The organism is Ferruginibacter sp. (assembly GCF_014377975.1).
Lineage (GTDB): Bacteria > Bacteroidota > Bacteroidia > Chitinophagales > Chitinophagaceae > Ferruginibacter.
This window is the reverse complement of record NZ_JACMOO010000078.1, coordinates 1-20,237: the sequence shown is the minus strand read 5'-3', so window position 1 is coordinate 20,237 and position 20,237 is coordinate 1. Positions and strand designations below refer to the sequence as shown.

The following is a 20,237-nucleotide window of genomic DNA, read 5'->3' as shown; positions in this document are numbered from 1 at the left end:
GGGCGTCAGCGTACGCCAAGAGTACCCATTGACCCAGCCTTACAGTTGCCGTATGCAGAAGGCAAAGTATTGTTGATTGATAAGCCGCTGCACTGGACATCTTTTGACGTAGTGCGTAAACTGCGCAGCATATTACAAATAAAAAAAATTGGGCACGCAGGTACCTTAGATCCACTGGCAACCGGCCTTTTGATAGTGTGCACTGGAAAGTTTACGAAAAAAATAAATGAATATATGGCGCAGAAAAAAGAATACCGCGGCCATATTGTTCTGGGAGCAGTAACCCCCACTTTTGATCTTGAAAGTGAGCCGGAACAACAACAGGAATTTCTACACCTGACTGATGTTGAAATAAAAAATACAACGCGGCAATTTACGGGAGCCATACAGCAATTACCGCCCATTTATTCTGCCATAAAAAAAGAAGGTGTTGCTTTGTATGAACTGGCAAGAAAAGGAACAGCAGTACAATTAGAACCAAGAAATATTACCATTCATTCATTTGAAATTACAGCAATTAATTTACCTGAAGTAAGCTTTAAAGTGGTTTGCTCAACCGGCACCTATATCCGCAGCCTGGCAAATGATTTTGGCGCTGCATTGGGATGTGGCAGCTACCTGGGTAGTTTACGCAGAACAGGAATTGGGGAATTTGATGTAAACAATGCTATTGATATGGAGGATATTTTGCAACAGGTAACCCATCAAAATTTAGTTAACAAAACCGATACCGCATTGCAGGATCAGTCATCTAAAAAGGATAACTTAAGCCTATAGTAAAATTAAAATTTTCCTGCCGCCAATTTGTATTTTCTTTACCACCTTTTAATAAATGGTCGAAAGTAATATCAGGAATTTGCCAGCCATCATTTTTTAAAATATCTGGTTTCTTAAACCGGAAACCCAGATCAAAGCGCAATACCACATAAGTAAAATCAAAGCGAAAACCGGTGCCTACATCAACACCCAGTTGTTGATAAAACTTGTTAAACTGAAATTGCAGCGTGTCTGCACCACCACCCGGCCGGGTGTTTCTAAAGTTCCAAACATTACCGGCATCAGCAAACAGCGCCCATTTTAAAACAAGCTGGTTGGGGATAATCTGAAAAAGATCGTGCCGGTATTCTGCATTTACTTCAAAGCGGATATCGCCGGTGCGGTCGTTAGTGAGGTAATTACTATTTAATATTGGTTTGCCGCCGGGGCCAATACCACGGATTGGCCAGCCCCGCATACTGTTAGGCCCGCCAGAAAAATACTGTTTAAAAAATGGTAATGAAGAAGTATCATTATTTTCCAACGGAACGCCAACTCCAAGAAAGGCTCTGAAAACCCTTGCTGTTTTGGGATTGTTAATGGCATATGTATATTCGCCATCTACCTTTACAAACTGGCGCAATTCTTTTTTAAAAATACCCAGCCTGCCCCACAGTAAGCCAGACTCTTCAATATTGCCAGTAAACGACCGCCGCCTGTTGGGATGCCTTGGATTGATATAAGTGGAAGAATAGCTGTAGGAGCTGCCGATAATTAAAGCAGTGTTATAAGAGTAACGCAGGTAAGGATTTGCAAGTAAAATTTTACTAAAACTATCCGATTGATTAAAAAGGTAAGAGTATTCAATGTTTGGAAATTTAATGATGTTTTTTCTGTTTATTTTATTGTTCCACTGGTTACCAAAAGCAACGCCAGCCGAGAATAAATTAAACAGATCAATTCTTTTGGTATAGGATGGATTTGTGTTGATAAAAGTTTGTTGTGAAAGCGGTTTGCCATCATTAAACCATGATTTTGGTAAAAGGTTAATGGGCCCCAGTAACCGTGGAAAACTAATGGTATTGGTATAGCTCAATTCATTCGAATTAATGATCCTGTTGGATCGGGATGAATTTAAATTTAACTCTACACCATAGCGGATAGCATGGGTCATTTTTATGCCTTCTTTGTGAATATTGCGGTTTTGCAAAGAAAAATTGGTTGACAATCCAAGCAGGTTGCCACCACTTGGAACGGTAGCCGTATTAGCATTGCTGTTTACAGAATAACTGGCTTCTATATTGGCCTCAAATCCATATTTACGGGCGGGTATCATCTGCAGAATCATATCCAGGTTTCCAACGCTGTCTTTTCTTTCAACAGTTTGAATATTGATGTTTTGCCATACGCCTGTTTTAGAAAAATTGCTGAGGGTTTTGGCATAGTTTTCCTGCCGGTATAAATCACCTTTTTTAAAATTCATATTGCGCAGTAAAAAATTATTACGGAATAATTTTTTATGATAACGAATCTGGAAATAGTTTTTTTTGGTTGTATCTGTAAAAAAAGGTAACGTATTTAAACTGTCAATACTGCTATAATCCGGATAAATATATACGTTGCTGATATAAAATTTTTGCAGCCGCAAACTGTCTGCCAGCGGGTTTATAATCATATCTAATTTTATCGTGGGCTTATTTCTTTTTAGATTTGCCTCCGCGAGCAAACGGATATTTTCAAAAGGATCAGCAGAAATGTTGGTCAAAGATAAAATAGTTGTATCGCCCCTCATCCTCAAATCGTCTGTAATAAACTTATAATAGCCATTATTTCTGTACAAATCTACCAGTCTGCTTGTTTCTGCAAGTACGTCTCCCTTGGTAACCGGATTGCCTTTTTTAATAAACGATTTGGGCATTGTTTCAACAGCCAACAGTTGTAGCGCTGGTTTATTCAGGCGGTAACTAAAAGTATCTATCAGGGTAGGGTTACCCGCATAAACGATGTATTTTACAGATACCCGCTGTTGCTTATCCCAGCTTAAGTGCAGCAGACTCTTTCGTTTTCTTACTAAGGCAGTATGCACAATAGTATCAATTATTACAGAATCTTTTGCCTGGTAATAACCTAAGTGAAACATAGAGCCAATCATATTTCTGGCCGATTTGTAGGTGTATGCAGTATCATAAACAGCCGCAGCAGGAATGGCGGTATGAAATAAAAATAGTTTATCCTTTGTAAAAACTCTTGCACTATCCTCTAATTGGGCGTACAATCGTTGCTTTGCAATATTTCTTTCATCCGTATTAAAATTTCCGCCTCTTAGTTCAATACTGTTTTTAAATAAAAAGGGTTTACCTTTTTGATAATTTTGCGCTGTAGTACAGGAAGATAATATCAATGCAGCGCAAAAAATATTTTTCAGAACATTCAAAAATTTCGTTTTTACAACCACACTAACAGTATAAATTTTTAGAGAACCATGTTAAGCAAAACATATACCAAATATATCCAAAGTTTACACCACAAAAAATTCAGAGATGCGGATAATGTATTTATTGCCGAAGGTAGTAAAGTAGTAATGGAATTATTGCAATCATCCATATTTTCATGTCAGCAAGTGCTGGGCCTGCAGCAATGGCTGCAGCAAAATGAAATGTTAATTCGCAAAACTTACAGCGGCCGGTTGCAGGCAATTGATAATTTTGAACTCGAAAAAATATCAGCCCTAAGCACGCCCAACCAGGTATTGGCTGTTTTTAAAAAAGCAAAAAAAAACACCAGCGATCCAAAAGGTAAAATAACCCTTGTGCTCGATACCATACAGGATCCTGGCAACCTGGGTACCATTATTCGCATTGCAGACTGGTTTGGCGTGCCATCCATTATTTGTTCAGAAAATTGTACTGACATTTATAACCCTAAAGTGGTGCAAAGTACCATGGGTAGTTTGGGCAGGGTTAATGTGAACTATACAAATATTACAGACTGGCTTAAAAAAAACAGCGGCATTCAAATATATGCAGCAGCGCTAAATGGAAAAAATGTGCACCACTTAAAAGGGTTAACCGAAGCCATGATTGTTATTGGCAACGAATCAAAAGGCATTAGTGCCGAGGTAATGGAATTGTGTACCGAAAAGATAACCATACCAAAAAACGGTCAGGCCGAGTCATTAAATGCAGCAGTAGCGGCAGGAATTATTTTATCACATATGGTAGCATAAAAAATAATTGGTCCTGGCTAAGAAGCAATGTGGATCAGTGTTGCATCGCCCTCTTGTACAAAAACAGCTTTATTGAACCGTGGTTTTTGCATTGAAGTGTAAGTAATTTTAAAGCCATAGTAAGACGGTTTTTTCAAATGATGAAAGAAGTACCATTTTAAATTACGGGCAATTCATTGCATACAGTTTATACATTTAAATATGCTTCCGGTTAAAAGAACCATACTACAAAGCTGAAAAAGCAGCAGAGGGCGATGCAAGGATGATCCACAAAGTTGCTGCTTTGCCCGGACAAAAATTATCTTTTAAAAATCATTCTTTTGTAGCCCTGAAAAAATTACCTGAACTGTATAGCTTTAACCGGTTTAATTTTTTTTACAAGCAAAGTGGGTACAATCAAGGTGGCAAAACAAACGGCCAGTGTAACAATATCTACCAGTGCAACCTGCCACCACACTACATCTGCGTGGGCAGCGGCCATATAATAAGCTTCTTCATCTAATTTAATAAAACCTGTTTTTTGTTGCAGCCAGCAAATGAACAAACCGAGTGCGGTGCCCGTAATAATGCCTGTTACTGCTATTAAACCGGTGTTGTATAAAAATATTTTTTGTACCATCCAGTCGCTGGCACCTACTGCTTTTAGTACACCAATCATCCGGGTTCTTTCCAGCACTATAATCAGTAAACAGGTGATGAGGTTTACAATGGCAACAATCATCATAATGCCCATCAGTATTAGTTTTATTTTATTTTGAAGTGCCAGCCAGTCAAAAATATTACTGTACATTTCTGTAATAGTTTTGGCGCTCCAGCCTTGTGGTGTTAATTCTTTTATTAAAGTAGCAACGGTATCTGTTTGTGTATAGTCTTTTAAAAAAACTTCGTATCCGCCTATCTGGCGTGGGTTCCAGTCGTTCATGCGGCGAATTAAATTGATATCGCACAGGCCGAATTGTTTATCATATTCATCTATGGAAGTTTTAAAAATACCGGCGATCTTTAATTTGCGTGGACGCTTTGTACCGTCTTCCTGTATAAAAAAAGATAACAGCGTATCGTTTACCTGTATATTTAACTGGCTGGCGATATAGGCAGAAATATTTATTTGACTGCTGTAGCCACTATCAGTAAATGACAGCCATTTGCCCTCTTTTAAAAAAGGATTTAACCTTTCAAAACTAAAAGAAGAATCAATACCCTTTAATAAAATACTTTCAATGTCGGTGCCATAAGTTAATATTACCGATTTAGTAGCATATCGTTCTATTGATTTTACCTGTGGTAATTTTTTTATAATGTTTTCAACGGTGTCATTGGCAATAATAGGGTATTGCTCTGCAATGCTCACACGGTTCTCAATATCCTGCTGTACATGCACATGCCCCCAGAAACTGAAAATTTTATTACTGATTACATTTTGAAAACCATTCACAAAACTCAATGCCACTATCATTACCGCCACGCTGATAGCCGTAGCGCCAATGGCCAGCCGGATGATAAACCGTGAAAAAGTATTTTGCCTGTTAAATGCAATTCTGTTGGCTATAAAAGCGGATATATTCAATCGGCGTATTTTTTGCTATCTTTCAAAAGTAAATATTTTAATAACCACATGCATATTTTTAAATTGATCGCCGCTGCATCTATTTTATTACTGATGCAAAAATCATTGCCGGCACAAACAAATCCCGACGCTGTCTACGATACCAATATTCGTACTGTAAGGCTTCATCCGTATGGCGACCAGGAATCAATGGCCATTTATAAACTCAACAGTACAGACCGTATAGAGCTGCACTTTGATGATATGGATACAAGGGTAAAAAGTTATTATTACACTTACCTGTTATGCGATTACAATTGGCAGCCGGTAAACCTTAGTCCCTTTGATTTTATTAAAGGGTTTACGCAGCAACGCATTTCGGGCTATCGGTTTTCCTCAATTGCTTATACAAGATATATTCATTACCAGGCCGTTTTGCCTGAAGCAAACTGTATGCCCACCCGCAGTGGCAATTACCTTGTAAAAGTTTTTCTGGATGGCGATACCAGCAAGCTTGTTTTTACCAAATCTTTGCTGGTGCTTGATTCCAAGGCAAGTGTATTTGCGCAGGTGGTACAGCCTTTTACACCAGATAGCTATAATACGCACCAGCATATAAAGTTTACCGTTAATGTAGAAGGTTTAAATACCAGTAATGCCAGTCAGCAGGTTAAAGTAGTGGTTTTACAAAACGGCCGCTGGGATATTGCGCAGGGAAATGTACTGCCTACCTTTATCATAAATAATTCGCTGGAGTACAGCAATGAAAATAGTTTTGTTTTTGCTGGTGGTAAAGAATGGCGCTGGCTTGACCTTAGAAGTTTTAGCTTACTAAGCGAAAGGGTTGATAGTGCCAGCCCTAAAAGAACAGACCTGTATGTAAAAGCAGATGGACCCAGAAGTGGCCAGCGGTATGTGTATTATGCTGACCTGGATGGTAAATACCTGGTTACTACTTACGAAACTGTTAATCCTTACTGGCAGGGCGATTACGCCAATATTCATTTTAAATATGTGCCACCAGCCAATACCCCTTTTGCTGATAAAAACCTGTATTTAATTGGTCAGTTAACAGACTACCAGTTAAATGAAAACAGCAAAATGCATTTTAATACAGAAAAAGATATTTATGAAAATACACTGTTTTTAAAGCAAGGATATTACAGTTATGGATATGCGCTGGTTGATAAAAATGATCTTTCCAAACGAACAGATATGGATGGTAATTACTGGGAAACTGAAAATAATTATACGGTGCTGGTGTATTACAAATCGTTTACCGACCAGGCCGACCAGTTGATAGGAATAGCCAGAATAAATACCCGCAGCGACAGGCCAGGCTTTAGTTTTTAAGCCACTGATCTCACCTGGCGTTAACCCTGGTTTAAATAAGTTATTGGAAAATGATAAAAATTACATCAATTTATAAGTTTGTGTATTTAAACGAATTATTGTATGATTCGTTTAAATACACGAATTATTTAAAAGTTCGTTTACTTACACGAACTAACAAAAAATTCGTGTATTTACACGAACTAAAATTTTTGTTGTATATTTATGCAAATAAATAATTTTACATTAAATGGCAGTAAGGGCAGTGTTAACGGGAGATATTGTAAACTCAACCCGGTTAAAAAAGGTAACAGAAAAAAAGCTGCTTAAAATATTAACGGCAGCGCTGGCTAAGTACCAGTTTGAATTTTACCGGGGTGATAGTTTTCAGGTGTATGTCAAAAATCCTGTTGAAGCCTTACAAACTGCACTGCTTTGTCGTACGGCCGCCATCAGTGTATCAAAAAATGAAACAATTAATTTATCAGATGTGCGGATAAGTATTGGCATAGGTGCTGTAACAATGCAGGTAAAAACCTTAGGTACAGCCAAAGGCGAAGCGTATATTTTATCTGGCCGGGCTTTTGACGAAATGACGGGTAAAGATACCAGGCTGGTGATTGCCACAGCCAATAGTTTAGCCAATGCCGGCTTACAGATAATTGCAGATTATTTAAACGCTGTTTTAAAAGTAATGACCGGTAAACAGGCAGAGGTAATTTTTGAATTACTGCAGGGAAAAACACAACAAGAGGTAGCCAAACTGCTGAAGAAATCAAAGAGTACGGTGCATCAGCATGTAACGGCCGGCAGATGGTCCGAAATTGAAAAACTGTTAAGGCAATATGAAAATATCATCAACCAGTTAACATGATTATAGCAGCAGTATGGTTAACCAGGCTTTTGCTGGCACACCTGCTTACCGGCTTTATATTACAGCCGGGAAATTGGGTAAAGGACAGAACTCAGAAGCACTACCGGTCTGGTAAGTTATACCTGCATGGCGTTACAACAGCCCTGGTAGCCTGGATACTGATTGGCTGGCAATACTGGCTGGTTGCGCTTATTATTTTAATAACACATATCCTTATTGATGGCTGGAAATCTTATCAAAAAAATACAGTTACTTATTTTATCGCAGATCAGTTTCTTCACGTGGCAGTAATTGGAGCTTGCTGGTATTTTACCTTTCTGCAGTGGAGCGATGTACAGCAAATATGGCTGCAACTGAATGTGCAGCCAGCTATTTGGAAAAGGATAACGGCTGTAGTTTTTTTAACCGCACCGGCAGGTATTTTAATTGGACAGCTCACCCGGCAATGGAGAGAAAAATTACCAGATTCCGAGAGCCTTGCCAATGCCGGCAAGTGGATTGGAATGGTGGAACGGATTATCATTCTGATTTTTGTTTTGCAAGGTCAATATTCAGCCATAGGCTTGCTGGTAGCTGCTAAAGGCATTATACGGTTTAATGAAAAAGACCGCCCTGAAATAAAAACAGAATACCTGGTAATTGGTACTTTACTTAGTATAGCAATGGCAATAATTGCCGGATTGTTAGTAAAATAAATTTCTTATCTATATCAGGCATGGATGCACGGTGTACAACAAGCTGCCTGTATAAATGTGTTAGTAAATAGAAAAATATTTATTGTTTTTTGTACCTGATATTTTTTGTCCCTTTAACCATTCCGCCTGCGGCGAATAAAAGCCAACTTTATTTAAATGAGCCCGGAAATTCTTCACCATATCCATTGGCTGATAGTGCTGGTTGCTGCTGTAGCCTATTCAGCTTTGGAGCAGTTTGATATTCCAAAGTTTTGTTTGCAAATAAATAGCGGGCGCTTACAAAAGTTGATGCCAATGATTTCAATGCAACAAAGGGTATGGGTGCCAGGGCGTATTTTTCTTATTATTGTGCCGGCCTGCACCGGGATGGTTATCCTGGTGGCTTACCTTTATTCTTCAGGGTTTAGCCGGAGTTTTAAATCAGAGGTATTGACCGGACTTTGCTTTGTTGAAACGGCCATCGGTAATTCTTACCTTTATGAATAAAGACCAGTGGCGCTGCATTTCATCAATGGTGATTACGCTTTGGCGGGCAATATTATCGCTACAGTTATTATTTCTATCTGACAGTAAATAAAAGAAATGCCCCGTTTTTTGAACAGGGCATTTCTTTTAAAAAAGTGTTTGCATTTCTACTCAACTGTTGACACTTTCAAAATATTGGTGGGTAAATGTTTATCAATGGGCGTACTGCCTGTATTTATTACGATATCTCCCACTTTAAGAAATCCCCTTTCTTTTAAAATATTAATCTGATCCATAAAAATATTATCCAGGCTTTCTTCTTCCGCATAATAAATGGGCCGTACACCCCAGCTTAAGCTTAGCTGGTTGATGAGTGATTTTTCTTTACTGAAAATATACAATGGTGCTTTGGGGCGATAACTACTCAGCATAAAACCGGTGTAACCGCTTTGAGTCATTCCTATCAATGCTTTGGCATTTACATCTTTAGCCATTTTACAGGCACTTGCGCATAAGGCATCACTCAATAAAGAGGGCGAGTGCTGCTGGGGGGTTAAAATATCATCCCTGTCATAATCATATAATGTTCCCTCTACCTGTAAAATAATTTTACTCATCATTTCCACCACCAGCGTAGGATACTGGCCCATGGCGGTTTCGCCACTCAGCATTACCGCATCAGCCCCTTCCAAAACCGCATTGGCTACATCGGTTACCTCACTACGGTTTGGTTTGGTGCGTTCCATCATACTCTCCATCATCTGTGTAGCAACAATTACAGGTTTTGCCCGGTGCATACATTTGCGGATAATTTCTTTTTGAATGATCGGAACCTGTTCTACCGGAACTTCCACCCCCAGATCGCCCCGGGCAACCATGATACCATCGCTTTCAACAATAATATTGCGGATATTTTTTAAGGCCTCCGGCATTTCTATTTTGGATATAACTTTTGCTTTACTTTTTTGTGCCCGGATACGTTTTTTAAGGTCAATGATGTCATCAGCATGGCGAACAAACGACAATGCTATCCAGTCTAAATCCTGGCTGATGATAAAATCAAGATCTGCAATATCCTTTTCTGTAAGTGAAGGCATGGTTAAGGCAGAGTCGGGAAGATTAACGCCTTTTTTGGGAAACAATATTCCACCCAGTGTTACGGAAATTCTTACCTCTTTATCATTTAATATTTCTTCAACCTTCACCTCCATTTTACCATCATCTAAAAATATACGTTCTCCAACTTTTACATCTTTGGCAAGGTTGGCATAACTAACGTAAATCTTTTCTTTTGTACCCACCACTTTTTCTGTAGTGAAAATAAACTGGCTGCCATCCTTTAATTCAATCTGGCCGTTTTCCAGTTCACCAACCCGTAATTTAGGGCCTTGCAGATCTCCCAAAATAGCAATATTATAAGGTTCCTTGCGGTTGATTTCTCTTATAAAATCAATGATCATTTTTTTATCTTCGTAATCTCCATGCGAAAAGTTTAAACGAAAAACATTTACGCCGGCTTTTACCAGGTCTAATAACTTTTCGTAGGTAGAGCAGGCCGGTCCTACAGTAGCAACGATTTTAGTTCTTTTGATATTATGTTGAAAACCTGCTTCTTTATCCATTTCAGCATGTAGGTATTTACCTAAATTTTTGCTCATTAGTTTTTATTTATTTTCAAATTGTCAAGTGAATTTTGTACCGCAACATACTTAAAATGTTGATGCTTGTGTGGTTTTGAAGCTCTTTAATCAGCTCGCCAGTATCTTTACTATTTTTATCCATTCTTCACTGATACGCTGTTTCTTTTTTACGGCTTCATTTAATGGCGTAAAGTGCATGCGATTATTAACCATGCCTACAAAAACATTGAATTTTCCTTCCATCAAACATTCAACTGCAGAGTAGCCCATACGGCTTGCAATCAGCCTGTCGAAACAGGTAGGTGAACCGCCTCTTTGTATATGTCCTAATATACAAACCCTTACATCCTGAATGGGTAAACGTGCTTTTATAATTTTTGCAATTTCGTCAGCACCACCAAACTCATCGCCTTCCGCAACAACAATCAGGTTTACCAATTTATGCCGTCTTTCTTTTTCTTCTAATTGTTTAATAACTTCTTCGATATCTGTTTTGCGTTCAGGAATCAACACATTTTGAGCGCCGGTGGCAATACCGCTGTGCAGGGCTATGTATCCTGCATCCCTGCCCATTACTTCAATTATAAACAAGCGGTCATGTGCATCTGCAGTATCCCTTATTTTATCAATGGCTTCAACAGCAGTGTTTACGGCGGTATCGAAGCCAATGGTAAAATCTGTGCCGGCAATATCTTTATCAATAGTACCGGGTAAACCTACGCATGGAATGTCATATTCATTGCTGAATGTTTGTGCGCCTCTGAAACTGCCATCACCACCAATAATTACCAATCCGTTGATGCCGAGTTTGATTAAATTATCATAGGCTTTTTTTCTTCCTTCAGGCGTAAAAAATTCCTTGCAGCGGGAGGTTTTTAAAATAGTACCGCCTCTTTGAATAATGTTGGCAACACTTCCGCTTTCCATTTTATAAATATCATTTTCTACCATTCCGGTATATCCCCGAACAATGCCATATACTTCCAGTCCATAATAAATTCCCGTTCGCACCACCGCCCGAACGCAGGCATTCATTCCAGGTGCGTCGCCACCGGATGTAAGTACTCCAATCTTAGTAACCTTTTTTTTCATATCTAAAAAAAACACTTTTTAATTATAAAACTTCTAATTTTTCCATTATTTTAATAATAACAATATAAACTTTACCCAAGATTTCAAAAATAAGCATTTAAAATTAATCCGAAAATTTCGAATGGCTTATTGTACTTTATTGATATTTATTAAACTCCTTTTAGATAATGCTCCTTCATGATGTTAAATATCTTTTCTTTTAAAAAAGGCGCCTTTAAACCTTCGGATGAAACAGCCGGTAAAAAATGCATTTGTAACCTGGTTGGCCATAAATAAAAACCTTTATTTGCAGGCATCGCCTTTTTAGTGCCAAAAATTATACAGGGTATCACTTCTTTTTTTGCGTCAATGGCGAGTTTAAATGCCCCGTCAAAAAATGGTTTTAATGGTTCGTTGGTGCGGTTACGGGTACCTTCAGGGTAAATACACATGTGCATATTATTGCGTAGTACTTCCCTCATATCCTCAAAACTTTTTAACCTGCTTTTATTGTCGCCTCTGTTCACCAGTACCGACCCTCTTTTATAAAACCATCCAAAAATGGGTACTTTGGCAAAGGAAGCTTTAGCAATAGTTTTATTACCACCAGGTATAAATGGGGCTGATAAAGGAACATCCAGTAATGCATTGTGATTGTACACTACTACATAAGTGTGTCCTTTTTTAAAATTTTCTTTTCCTTTAATGATTGCCGGACAGCCAATCATCCTTAGCCATGTCCACATCCATACCTTGGATAAGGCTATAAAATAATCCTGCCCTTTTGGTTCTGGAATTAAATACGATAACATGGAAGGAATAAAGACAATGAGAAAGGTGATAACAAAACTAATCAATCCCCAACAAGCCCATATTGTTGCAAAAATAGTACGGCAAACATCTTTGAGGGAAGCAGTTGTTGGCTGTGAAGAATAGTTATCTGAATTGGTCAAAACGATTGGTATATTTTCTGAGCTGCTTTACAAGATAGGATTCAGGTTGACAATAATTTCCAGTTAATTGGAGCAAGGCCCTGGTTAGATAATAACTCATTTGTTTTTGAGAAATGTTTACAACCAAAAAAACCTTTGTCCGCACTGAAAGGAGAAGGATGTGCTGCTTTTAAAACAAAATGTTTGGTTTCATCTATCAGTACCTGTTTCTCCTGTGCAAACTTACCCCATAAAAGAAATATTATCCCTTTTTTTTCATCAGATATTTTTGTTATAACGGTATCGGTAAAATTCATCCAGCCAATTTTAGCACAACTGGCAGGTTCATTGGCTCTTACTGTTAAAAGGGCATTTAATAAAAGCACACCCTGATCGGCCCAACTGGTAAGGTTTCCATAACCTTCCGGCATGTCAATGCCGAGGTCTTTTTTAACTTCTTTAAAAATATTTGCCAGCGACGGCGGCGGTTTTATACCCGCCGGTACACTAAAACTAAGGCCATGTGCCTGCCCCGGGTTATGATAAGGATCCTGTCCGAGTATTACTACTTTTACTTTATTAAAGGGGGTATGATTAAAGGCATTGAATATTAAAGGGCCGGGCGGATAAATAACCCGGTCTGCATTTTTTTCAATTTTTAAAAAAGTAACAATCTTTAAAAAATAGGGTTTGGTAAATTCGCTTTTAAGCACTTCGTTCCAGGAAGATTCAATTTTTATATCCATGCAAAAGTTTTTATAAAATTACAAAAGCAGGGTTACAATTAATGGATAATTGCCTGATTGATGATGAATACTATTTGCTGTATAGCGGCTGCCGGAAATGCAAATCCATTCAGTAATGAAAAAAATCTCATCGAATTAACAATGAGATTTTTTACTACAGGAAGTAGTAACCTTCCTGCAATTATTAGTTAAAATTTTAATTTTTTTGCGGGGGAGCAGGCTTACCAAAATCATGTACTACAGGAATCGTACTTTTTGTATCCGGCATGGTCGATCCATGATGGCAGGTATAACAGGTAACAACCATTAAAGAATCACCAATAAGTGGATTTTGAACTTCAAAATTTTCTTTATTCATTTTAAGTACCATCCTCATCATGTCCCGGGCAATATCTTTTTTGGGATTGGCATCGCTGGCAAAATCAGGGTGGTCTGCTCCGGGTTCTTTTAAATGGCAATAATCGCAATGTACTCCAAGCGCATCGCCAAACTGACCTTCCATAATATTATGCATAGCCTCCTTGCTGATATCCTGCGGTAAAACTTTAAGATTTTTGTACAAAGTTGGATGTACAGGCGCAGTAGTACCCGCTACACCAAGTACAACGATAACAACCATTGTCATCATTACCAGGAGTTGTCTGTTTACCTGTAGAAATAATTTTTTCATAAATGTTTTTTAGTAAATGGTTCTGTTAAAGATAAAGGATGGGTCGTAATCAAGGAAATTTTTTTTAACCATGCATAAGAGGGTTATAAACAAAGGCACCAAATAATGCCGGTACAGCTTAATATTGCTAAAGTGCAAGTAAGATTCTTCAAAAAAGGTGCTGTATGCAATTTGATTTTGTAATGCGATAACTTTGTAATAAATATTTCATATTTTAAAATTTCGCCTGCGTTAATTTATAGATATTTGTGTTATAATATGGTACGCTGTAACGGATATTAAAACAAAATGACCATGAAAATAATTTCATTCGGAGTTGCAAAAGAAATAACCGGCGCACTTTTTATTGATTTTGATGCAGGTGAAAACCCGGTGAGTATCGCTGAATTGAAAGAAAATCTTTTTATCAGATATCCTGGGTTAAAAAAGTTAAGTATGCTGTCTGTTGCGGTCAATAGTGAGTATGGCACCAATGAAACCATGGTAACGAATGAGGATGAAGTGGCACTGATTCCACCTGTTAGCGGAGGATGATGCAACAATGATAAAAGATCAGATCAATTAGTGATAGTACAAAAATGATAACGGGGTTACTTTTTAAAAAAATAGAATGCTGATAGATAATCACAACAGGGTTATTAGTTACTTACGTTTGTCGGTTACAGACAACTGTAATATGCGGTGCCAGTATTGTATGCCGGCAGAAGGGATTGCTTTTTCTCATCAGAGCGATTTAATGTCGTGGGATGAAATGTTTTTACTGGCTTCTACCTTTATTGAATTAGGTATAAAAAAAATAAGAATCACCGGCGGGGAACCTTTCGTGCGAAAAGGGTTGATGGAGTTTTTGCACCGGCTGGCTGCGGTAGAAGGTTTGGAAGATATTTCCATCACTACCAACGCTACATTAATTGGCGATCATATTGACGCATTAAAAGCGTTGGGTATTCTCAATATTAATGTTAGTATGGACAGCCTGGATAAGGCGAGATTTAATTTTATTACCCGGCGTGATTACTACGATGTAGTTTACAATAATGTACAGCAATTGCTACAAAAAGGTTTTAATGTAAAGATAAATTGCGTTGTGATGAATGGAATTAATACGGATGATATAATTCCATTTATCAACTTTGCACATGAGCACAATACCAATGTTCGTTTTTTGGAAGAAATGCCGTTCAATGGCCACAGTAAAAGTTTTGAAAGGCTGGAGTGGAATTTCCTGAAGATCATGGATCATATTCAACAGCAGTATCCTCAGACACACCGTATGCAGGATGCAGCCGGTTCTACTTCCGAAAATTATACCATTCAAAACCGCAAAGGTTCATTCGGTATTATCCCCTCTTTTTCCAGAACATTTTGTGGCACCTGCAACCGGATAAGGGTTTCCGCCAAAGGCGAATTACAAACCTGTTTGTATACCAACGAAAGTGTTTCTTTTAAAGTGCTGCTGCAACAAAATCCCCATCCGGATTTAATAAAACCACTCATTTTAAAAGCCATCAAAAGCCGGTTTAAAGATGGGTTTGAAGCGGAGGAAAAAAACGAATTTAAAAAATCAATGTCATTAATAGGCGGATGAAAAAAAGCGGCAAAATATTATCGCATCTAAATACAGACGGCCATCCGCAAATGGTGGATGTATCTGAAAAAAAAATTACCACCCGTACGGCAACGGCACAATCGGAAGTTCAATTTCCCCCGCTTGTATTTGAGCAGCTGGTTAAAAATAGTTTTTTGAGCAGCAAGGGAAGCATTATTGCTACCGCTATTATTGCCGGCACAATGGCTGCAAAACGAACAGCCGGCCTAATACCACTATGCCATCCATTGTCTTTATCACAAATAGCAATTGATATTGGAAAGGGAAATAACCTTTTGCTGATAAAAGCTACCATTAAATGCGAAGGTAAAACCGGTGTAGAAATGGAAGCCTTAACAGCAGTGGCTATCGCTGCATTAACGGTGTACGATATGTGTAAGGCATTGTCGCATGAAATTGTAATATCACAAACCAGGTTGCTGATAAAAAAAGGAGGGAAGAGTGATTTTGAAAACTGAAGTTTATGGGTTAATTCTGGCTGGTGGAAAAAGCAGCAGAATGAAAACCGACAAAGGCGAATTGCAATATCATGCAGCAACCAGTCAACGTAGTTTTTTATATCAAATGCTACAAAAATATTGTGCAAGAACTTTTATAAGCTGCAGGGGCGACCAGGTAACTGCCTTACAAAAAGAAGAAGCATACATTACCGATGAAAATTTATACAAGGGGCCGCTGAATGGAATTTTATCCGCCCATCATTTGCATCCGGGTAAAGCCTGGATGGTGGTAGCAGTAGATTTGCCGCACGTAACCGATACAACAATAGCCGCCCTAATAAACCAGCGAGATGATTTAAAACCAGCCACCGCTTATGCAACACAGGCATCAAAAATGCCGGAGCCATTAATTGCAATATGGGAACCAACAGCTTTGACAGAAGTTGAAAAATACATACAGGCAGGCAATGCCTGTCCGCGAAAATTTTTAATTGGCCAGGATATTAAAATAATCTTTCCTACGGAGGATACAGAGCTTTTTAATGCCAATTATTACAACGAATATCTGGAGGCAAAAAACAGAATGGGTGTAAACCATGAATGAAGTACGATATTCAAAACAAATTAAACTAAAAGGTTTTGGCCTTGCTGCCCAGCAACTTTTGCACAAGAGTAAAGTGCTGATAATTGGTGCAGGCGGATTGGGTACACCTTGTGCACAATACCTGAATGGTGCAGGGGTTGGTACTATCGGCCTGGTAGATGAAGACATCATCAGCATCAGCAACCTGCCCAGGCAAACACTGTTTGATGAAGGGGAAATAGGCCAATTAAAAGTAGATGTATTATCTAAAAAACTATCCTTGCAAAACCCCGCTACCCGCTTTATTTGTTACAAAAATTTTTTAACTCCGGCCAATGCACTGGCCATCATCAAAGACTATGATGTGGTGGTAGATGCATCCGATAACTTTGGTACCCGTTACCTGGTAAATGACAGTTGTGTAATTTTAAACAAGCCGTTGATATATGGCGCTGTAGAAGGTTTTGAAGGACAGGTAAGCGTATTAAATTATAAAGAAGGCCCTACGTACCGGTGTATTTTTCCGGAAAATAAGGAAGAGGAAAATACTATTTTAAATTGTGATGAGAATGGAATTATAGGGGTGCTACCGGCGCTTATCGGCACTTACCAGGCCATGGAGGTAATTAAAATTTTAACTGCTATCGGCACACCACTCAGTGGTAATTTGCTCATCATTGACACACTATCGCAATCACATTTTAAAATAGCTGTAAAAGCCATTGCTGCCAACCGAAACATAAAACAGTTAAAAGAATTTTATGCTGTTCCTGTTTGCAGCAGCGATGTGAAAACCATAGACAGCATCACTTTAAAAGATTGGATACAAAGTGGCAAAAAAATAACAATCATTGATGTAAGAAAGGAAGAAGAATTTAGCAAAGAAACATTGCCGGGTGCCATCAATATTCCACTAACGGCACTGGATAAACGCCAACTTGAAATTGATTTTGATTTGCCCGTTGTTATCATTTGTCAAACAGGTGTAAGAAGTGCCGGCGCAGCATTGCTGTTGTTAAAAGAAAACAACCTTCGTCAGGTATTTAGCCTGCAGGGTGGCTTATCTTCACGCCAATAAATTTTGTAATGGATACAACTACGTTAATAATTATTTCCCTGTTATTTGTTGTAATTTCTTTTTTGTACAGCAGCGTGGGCTTTGGCGGCGGCTCCAGTTATCTCGCCATTCTAAGTCTTTTTATTACAGATTTTAATACCATTCGTACCCATGCATTGCTCTGCAATATTGCAGTGGTAAGTATTGGTTGTGTGGTGGCTTATTTAAAAGGATTCTTGTCTTTAAAAAAGGCTATTCCTTATGTTATTTTCAGTGTACCTGCGGCTTTGCTGGGAGCCACTTTTAAATTATCTGAACGAACCTTTTTTATTATATTGGGAGGGGCGCTGGTGCTGTCAGCAATCGCATTATTTTTGCAGGTAGTTCGGCCGGTAAAGCCACTGACTGATACGAAAAAAATATTGATCCGCTCCGTTCCCTTAGGTACTGGCTTAGGTTTTTTATCGGGCATAGTGGGTATTGGCGGCGGGATATTTTTATCGCCGGTCTTAAATTTATTAAACTGGGAAGAAGCTAAAAATATAGCCGGTATTGCCAGTTTTTTTATTCTGGTTAATTCAATCGGTGGCATTGCAGGGCTTGCAATCAGCGGATCAATCATGGTGGCGATGCCTTTTACTCTTTGGGTAGTAGCAGCAGTTATTGTGGGTGGTTTTGCAGGCTCCCTTATTAGTATGAAATTGTTTAATGCACTTTTAATTAAAAGGCTTACTGCAGTTTTAATATTGATAGTAGGTATTAAGTTATTGACAGAACATTTTTAAGCAGGTGGTGTATAACGTTCAAAGGAAGGGCTGACACTAAAGTTACAAAGCATTTTAGTAAATAAAAGTATTCATGTAATAAAATTTTTGGGTATGATTTCAGTAGAAGACGCACTTGAAATTATTTTATCAAAACCAGGTAATTGTGGTACAGAAAAAGTTTCGCTTCAACATGTGCTGCATCGTTTTTTGGCAGAAGACATTTTTGCCGACAGGGATTCTCCGCCATACGATAGGGTAATGATGGATGGCATTGCCATTAACAGTAGTGCGCTGTCTACAGATCAACCAAACATTTTTTTTATTGAATCAATACAGGCTGCAGGTGATACCCAAAAAATATTGCAACAAAACCACCATTGCATAGAAGTAATGACAGGTGCTATATTGCCTGTAAATACGGATACCGTTATCCCTTACGAGCAGATTGATATTATTGATAAGCGGGCTTTTTCAAAACAGTCGGTTGTTCCCAAAAAACACATTCATAGGCAGGGAAGTGATCATAAAAAAGATGCGCTGGCATTGCAAAAAGGCAAGCGGTTAACTGCTGCAGATGTGGGGTTGCTGGCGGCTATGGGAGTTGTGCGGGTGCCCGTTTTTGGCCTTCCTAAAATAGCCATCGTTGCAACCGGTAATGAGTTGGTTACTGTAGAAACCATTCCGGAAAGCCACCAGATACGCATGTCGAATGTATACTCTTTACAAGCTGCGCTGCAACTGGATTGTATTGATGCTGATATTGTTCATATCAATGATGATGAAGCTACTCTTTTTTCACAGCTTTCTGAAATTGTAAAAAATTATGATGTTGTTTTAATTAGCGGGGGTGTATCAAAAGGCAAGTATGATTTTGTACCAGCTATATTAGAAAAACTGGACGTTCAAAAACTATTTCACCAAGTGGCCCAAAAGCCTGGAAAACCGTTTTGGTTTGGGCATCATCCTGTTTTAAATACACAAGTATTTGCTTTTCCCGGCAACCCGGTTTCTACCTTTGTATGCTTTCATTTTTATTTCAGGCAATGGTTGTTTCATTCTTTCGGTAACGGCCTCAAACTGCCACTAGTTCAGTTATCCGAAGCCATTACTGCATCGGGTGCCTTATCCCAATTTATCCCGGTAAAAATAAACAGTCATGATAATAATGTAAGTGCAACACTAAATAACGGATCGGGCGATTTGTTTAGCCTTGCAGTTACCGACGGCTTTATTTATTTGCCAAAAGGAGAGAAGACTCACCCGGCAAAAACGATGTTTTCTTTTCTTACAATTAATTGATAAAAAAGAAATTGCAGAAAAGCAGATAATGAGGTGCGCATTTGTCGGATATTTCCGTCGATGGAAATGATTTCAGCGATCAAACATTGGTTTGTTACGATAATCATACGCATCTGAATACATTTAATGTTGCCAGATAAATATATATGACGAAAGAAGCTTACCCGTTCTGAAAAATTTATCAAAATCAACAAACAAGAATAGGAGGCATACTCAATCCGCTGAGTGCTTTCAGTAGGGGAAATGTATAAAATGCAACCAGTGCCGGTGATTTTGCACCCGGCTATTTTTCAGCTTTTTCGGTCACTCTCCGAAAGGTATTTTTGATATCATACAGCATTACTCCCTACCTTTTGAAAATATCTGCACAGCAATTTATGCCTGGTAATTATGGTGCCTGTTTCGATTATTTTCCAAGTGTAATTTTCTATACGCCCGACCATCAGTATCTGCCGCAACCCGGCTGGAAAAATGCGGAAGAAATAAAAGTATACTGGTAAGCACATCATTTTTATGAAAGATAAAAATG

The 20,237-nt window shown here is 38.5% G+C and carries 21 protein-coding genes; 14 read left to right on the top strand and 7 right to left on the bottom strand.

Going from position 1 to position 20,237, the window contains the following annotated elements; all coding sequences use genetic code 11:
• The first annotated feature begins 45 nt into the window (after nt 1–45).
• A complete protein-coding gene (gene truB, locus H7254_RS04665) occupies nt 46–777 on the top strand; it encodes a tRNA pseudouridine(55) synthase TruB (protein WP_301931881.1) in 732 nt (243 codons plus the stop codon).
• Here the strand turns inward: truB and H7254_RS04660 are convergent.
• Nucleotides 752–3,190 carry a BamA/TamA family outer membrane protein gene (locus H7254_RS04660; RefSeq protein ID WP_301931880.1) on the bottom strand — a complete coding sequence of 813 codons (2,439 nt, stop codon included), beginning with the start codon at nt 3,188–3,190 and terminating at the stop codon, nt 752–754. The genes truB and H7254_RS04660 overlap by 26 nt on opposite strands.
• Nucleotides 3,191–3,238: 48 nt before the next feature.
• On the opposite strand from H7254_RS04660, the gene H7254_RS04655 reads away from it, so the two are divergent.
• Complete coding sequence (locus tag H7254_RS04655) at nt 3,239–3,982, top strand: RNA methyltransferase (protein WP_301931879.1); 744 nt, start codon at nt 3,239–3,241, stop codon at nt 3,980–3,982.
• Nucleotides 3,983–4,319: 337 nt separating this feature from the next.
• Here the strand turns inward: H7254_RS04655 and H7254_RS04650 are convergent, their stop codons facing one another.
• Complete coding sequence (locus H7254_RS04650) at nt 4,320–5,549, bottom strand: ABC transporter permease (RefSeq protein ID WP_301931878.1); 1,230 nt, start codon at nt 5,547–5,549, stop codon at nt 4,320–4,322.
• A 48-nt stretch (nt 5,550–5,597) separates the two neighbouring features.
• On the opposite strand from H7254_RS04650, the gene H7254_RS04645 reads away from it, so the two are divergent.
• From H7254_RS04645 to H7254_RS04630, 4 genes are all read left to right on the top strand, one after another.
• Nucleotides 5,598–6,881 (top strand): DUF5103 domain-containing protein, encoded by a 1,284-nt coding sequence (locus tag H7254_RS04645; RefSeq protein ID WP_301931877.1) that lies wholly within the window; start codon nt 5,598–5,600, stop codon nt 6,879–6,881.
• A gap of 229 nt (nt 6,882–7,110) precedes the next feature.
• Complete coding sequence (locus H7254_RS04640; RefSeq protein WP_301931876.1) at nt 7,111–7,734, top strand: hypothetical protein; 624 nt, start codon at nt 7,111–7,113, stop codon at nt 7,732–7,734.
• Nucleotides 7,731–8,429: a DUF3307 domain-containing protein gene (locus H7254_RS04635; RefSeq protein WP_301931875.1), complete on the top strand. Its 699-nt coding sequence runs from the start codon at nt 7,731–7,733 to the stop codon at nt 8,427–8,429. The genes H7254_RS04640 and H7254_RS04635 overlap by 4 nt, the downstream gene beginning before the upstream one ends.
• A gap of 156 nt (nt 8,430–8,585) precedes the next feature.
• Complete coding sequence (locus tag H7254_RS04630) at nt 8,586–8,915, top strand: hypothetical protein (protein WP_301931874.1); 330 nt, start codon at nt 8,586–8,588, stop codon at nt 8,913–8,915.
• 146 nt (nt 8,916–9,061) lie between these two features.
• Here H7254_RS04630 and pyk read toward each other — a convergent pair whose 3' ends face one another.
• From pyk to H7254_RS04605, 5 genes are all read right to left on the bottom strand, one after another.
• Nucleotides 9,062–10,552 carry a pyruvate kinase gene (gene pyk / locus H7254_RS04625; protein WP_301931873.1) on the bottom strand — a complete coding sequence of 497 codons (1,491 nt, stop codon included), beginning with the start codon at nt 10,550–10,552 and terminating at the stop codon, nt 9,062–9,064.
• A gap of 90 nt (nt 10,553–10,642) precedes the next feature.
• On the bottom strand, nt 10,643–11,626 hold the full coding sequence (gene pfkA, locus H7254_RS04620) for a 6-phosphofructokinase (RefSeq protein ID WP_301931872.1): 984 nt from the start codon (nt 11,624–11,626) through the stop codon (nt 10,643–10,645).
• A gap of 149 nt (nt 11,627–11,775) precedes the next feature.
• The gene (locus H7254_RS04615; protein WP_301931871.1) at nt 11,776–12,558 is read right to left on the bottom strand and encodes a 1-acyl-sn-glycerol-3-phosphate acyltransferase; all 783 of its coding nucleotides are present in this window, start codon (nt 12,556–12,558) and stop codon (nt 11,776–11,778) included.
• 41 nt (nt 12,559–12,599) lie between these two features.
• The gene (gene ung / locus H7254_RS04610) at nt 12,600–13,283 is read right to left on the bottom strand and encodes a uracil-DNA glycosylase (RefSeq protein ID WP_301931870.1); all 684 of its coding nucleotides are present in this window, start codon (nt 13,281–13,283) and stop codon (nt 12,600–12,602) included.
• 196 nt (nt 13,284–13,479) lie between these two features.
• Entirely contained in the window at nt 13,480–13,953 is a 474-nt protein-coding gene (locus H7254_RS04605) for a c-type cytochrome (protein WP_301931869.1), read from the bottom strand.
• Between the two features lie 294 nt (nt 13,954–14,247).
• On the opposite strand from H7254_RS04605, the gene H7254_RS04600 reads away from it, so the two are divergent.
• The 8 genes from H7254_RS04600 to H7254_RS04565 all read left to right on the top strand — a co-directional run bounded on the left by H7254_RS04600 (nt 14,248) and on the right by H7254_RS04565 (nt 20,208).
• Nucleotides 14,248–14,487: a MoaD/ThiS family protein gene (locus H7254_RS04600; RefSeq protein WP_301931868.1), complete on the top strand. Its 240-nt coding sequence runs from the start codon at nt 14,248–14,250 to the stop codon at nt 14,485–14,487.
• Nucleotides 14,488–14,563: 76 nt separating this feature from the next.
• On the top strand, nt 14,564–15,541 hold the full coding sequence (gene moaA, locus H7254_RS04595) for a GTP 3',8-cyclase MoaA (protein ID WP_301931867.1): 978 nt from the start codon (nt 14,564–14,566) through the stop codon (nt 15,539–15,541).
• On the top strand, nt 15,538–16,020 hold the full coding sequence (gene moaC, locus H7254_RS04590; RefSeq protein WP_301931866.1) for a cyclic pyranopterin monophosphate synthase MoaC: 483 nt from the start codon (nt 15,538–15,540) through the stop codon (nt 16,018–16,020). Before moaA ends, moaC begins: the two co-directional genes overlap by 4 nt.
• Nucleotides 16,004–16,606 (top strand): NTP transferase domain-containing protein, encoded by a 603-nt coding sequence (locus H7254_RS04585; protein WP_301931865.1) that lies wholly within the window; start codon nt 16,004–16,006, stop codon nt 16,604–16,606. The genes moaC and H7254_RS04585 overlap by 17 nt, the downstream gene beginning before the upstream one ends.
• Nucleotides 16,599–17,663: a HesA/MoeB/ThiF family protein gene (locus H7254_RS04580; protein WP_301931864.1), complete on the top strand. Its 1,065-nt coding sequence runs from the start codon at nt 16,599–16,601 to the stop codon at nt 17,661–17,663. The genes H7254_RS04585 and H7254_RS04580 overlap by 8 nt, the downstream gene beginning before the upstream one ends.
• An 8-nt stretch (nt 17,664–17,671) precedes the next feature.
• Nucleotides 17,672–18,427, top strand: coding sequence for a sulfite exporter TauE/SafE family protein (locus H7254_RS04575; protein ID WP_301931863.1), 756 nt, complete (start codon nt 17,672–17,674; stop codon nt 18,425–18,427).
• Nucleotides 18,428–18,520: 93 nt separating this feature from the next.
• Entirely contained in the window at nt 18,521–19,708 is a 1,188-nt protein-coding gene (locus H7254_RS04570) for a molybdopterin molybdotransferase MoeA (protein ID WP_301931862.1), read from the top strand.
• Nucleotides 19,709–20,061: 353 nt separating this feature from the next.
• Entirely contained in the window at nt 20,062–20,208 is a 147-nt protein-coding gene (locus H7254_RS04565) for a hypothetical protein (protein ID WP_301931861.1), read from the top strand.
• Nucleotides 20,209–20,237 lie beyond the last annotated feature (29 nt).

What these genes read in the sequence shown, in the direction of transcription:
- H7254_RS04575 (WP_301931863.1), top strand. Translation starts at nt 17,672, where the DNA reads ATGGATACAACTACGTTAATAATTATTTCCCTGTTATTTGTTGTAATT.
- pfkA (WP_301931872.1), bottom strand. Translation starts at nt 11,626, where the DNA reads ATGAAAAAAAAGGTTACTAAGATTGGAGTACTTACATCCGGTGGCGAC.
- H7254_RS04605 (WP_301931869.1), bottom strand. Translation starts at nt 13,953, where the DNA reads ATGAAAAAATTATTTCTACAGGTAAACAGACAACTCCTGGTAATGATG.
- H7254_RS04640 (WP_301931876.1), top strand. Translation starts at nt 7,111, where the DNA reads ATGGCAGTAAGGGCAGTGTTAACGGGAGATATTGTAAACTCAACCCGG.
- H7254_RS04580 (WP_301931864.1), top strand. Translation starts at nt 16,599, where the DNA reads ATGAATGAAGTACGATATTCAAAACAAATTAAACTAAAAGGTTTTGGC.
- pyk (WP_301931873.1), bottom strand. Translation starts at nt 10,552, where the DNA reads ATGAGCAAAAATTTAGGTAAATACCTACATGCTGAAATGGATAAAGAA.
- H7254_RS04655 (WP_301931879.1), top strand. Translation starts at nt 3,239, where the DNA reads ATGTTAAGCAAAACATATACCAAATATATCCAAAGTTTACACCACAAA.
- H7254_RS04630 (WP_301931874.1), top strand. Translation starts at nt 8,586, where the DNA reads ATGAGCCCGGAAATTCTTCACCATATCCATTGGCTGATAGTGCTGGTT.
- H7254_RS04645 (WP_301931877.1), top strand. Translation starts at nt 5,598, where the DNA reads ATGCATATTTTTAAATTGATCGCCGCTGCATCTATTTTATTACTGATG.
- H7254_RS04600 (WP_301931868.1), top strand. Translation starts at nt 14,248, where the DNA reads ATGAAAATAATTTCATTCGGAGTTGCAAAAGAAATAACCGGCGCACTT.
- ung (WP_301931870.1), bottom strand. Translation starts at nt 13,283, where the DNA reads ATGGATATAAAAATTGAATCTTCCTGGAACGAAGTGCTTAAAAGCGAA.
- moaA (WP_301931867.1), top strand. Translation starts at nt 14,564, where the DNA reads ATGCTGATAGATAATCACAACAGGGTTATTAGTTACTTACGTTTGTCG.
- H7254_RS04635 (WP_301931875.1), top strand. Translation starts at nt 7,731, where the DNA reads ATGATTATAGCAGCAGTATGGTTAACCAGGCTTTTGCTGGCACACCTG.
- moaC (WP_301931866.1), top strand. Translation starts at nt 15,538, where the DNA reads ATGAAAAAAAGCGGCAAAATATTATCGCATCTAAATACAGACGGCCAT.
- H7254_RS04570 (WP_301931862.1), top strand. Translation starts at nt 18,521, where the DNA reads ATGATTTCAGTAGAAGACGCACTTGAAATTATTTTATCAAAACCAGGT.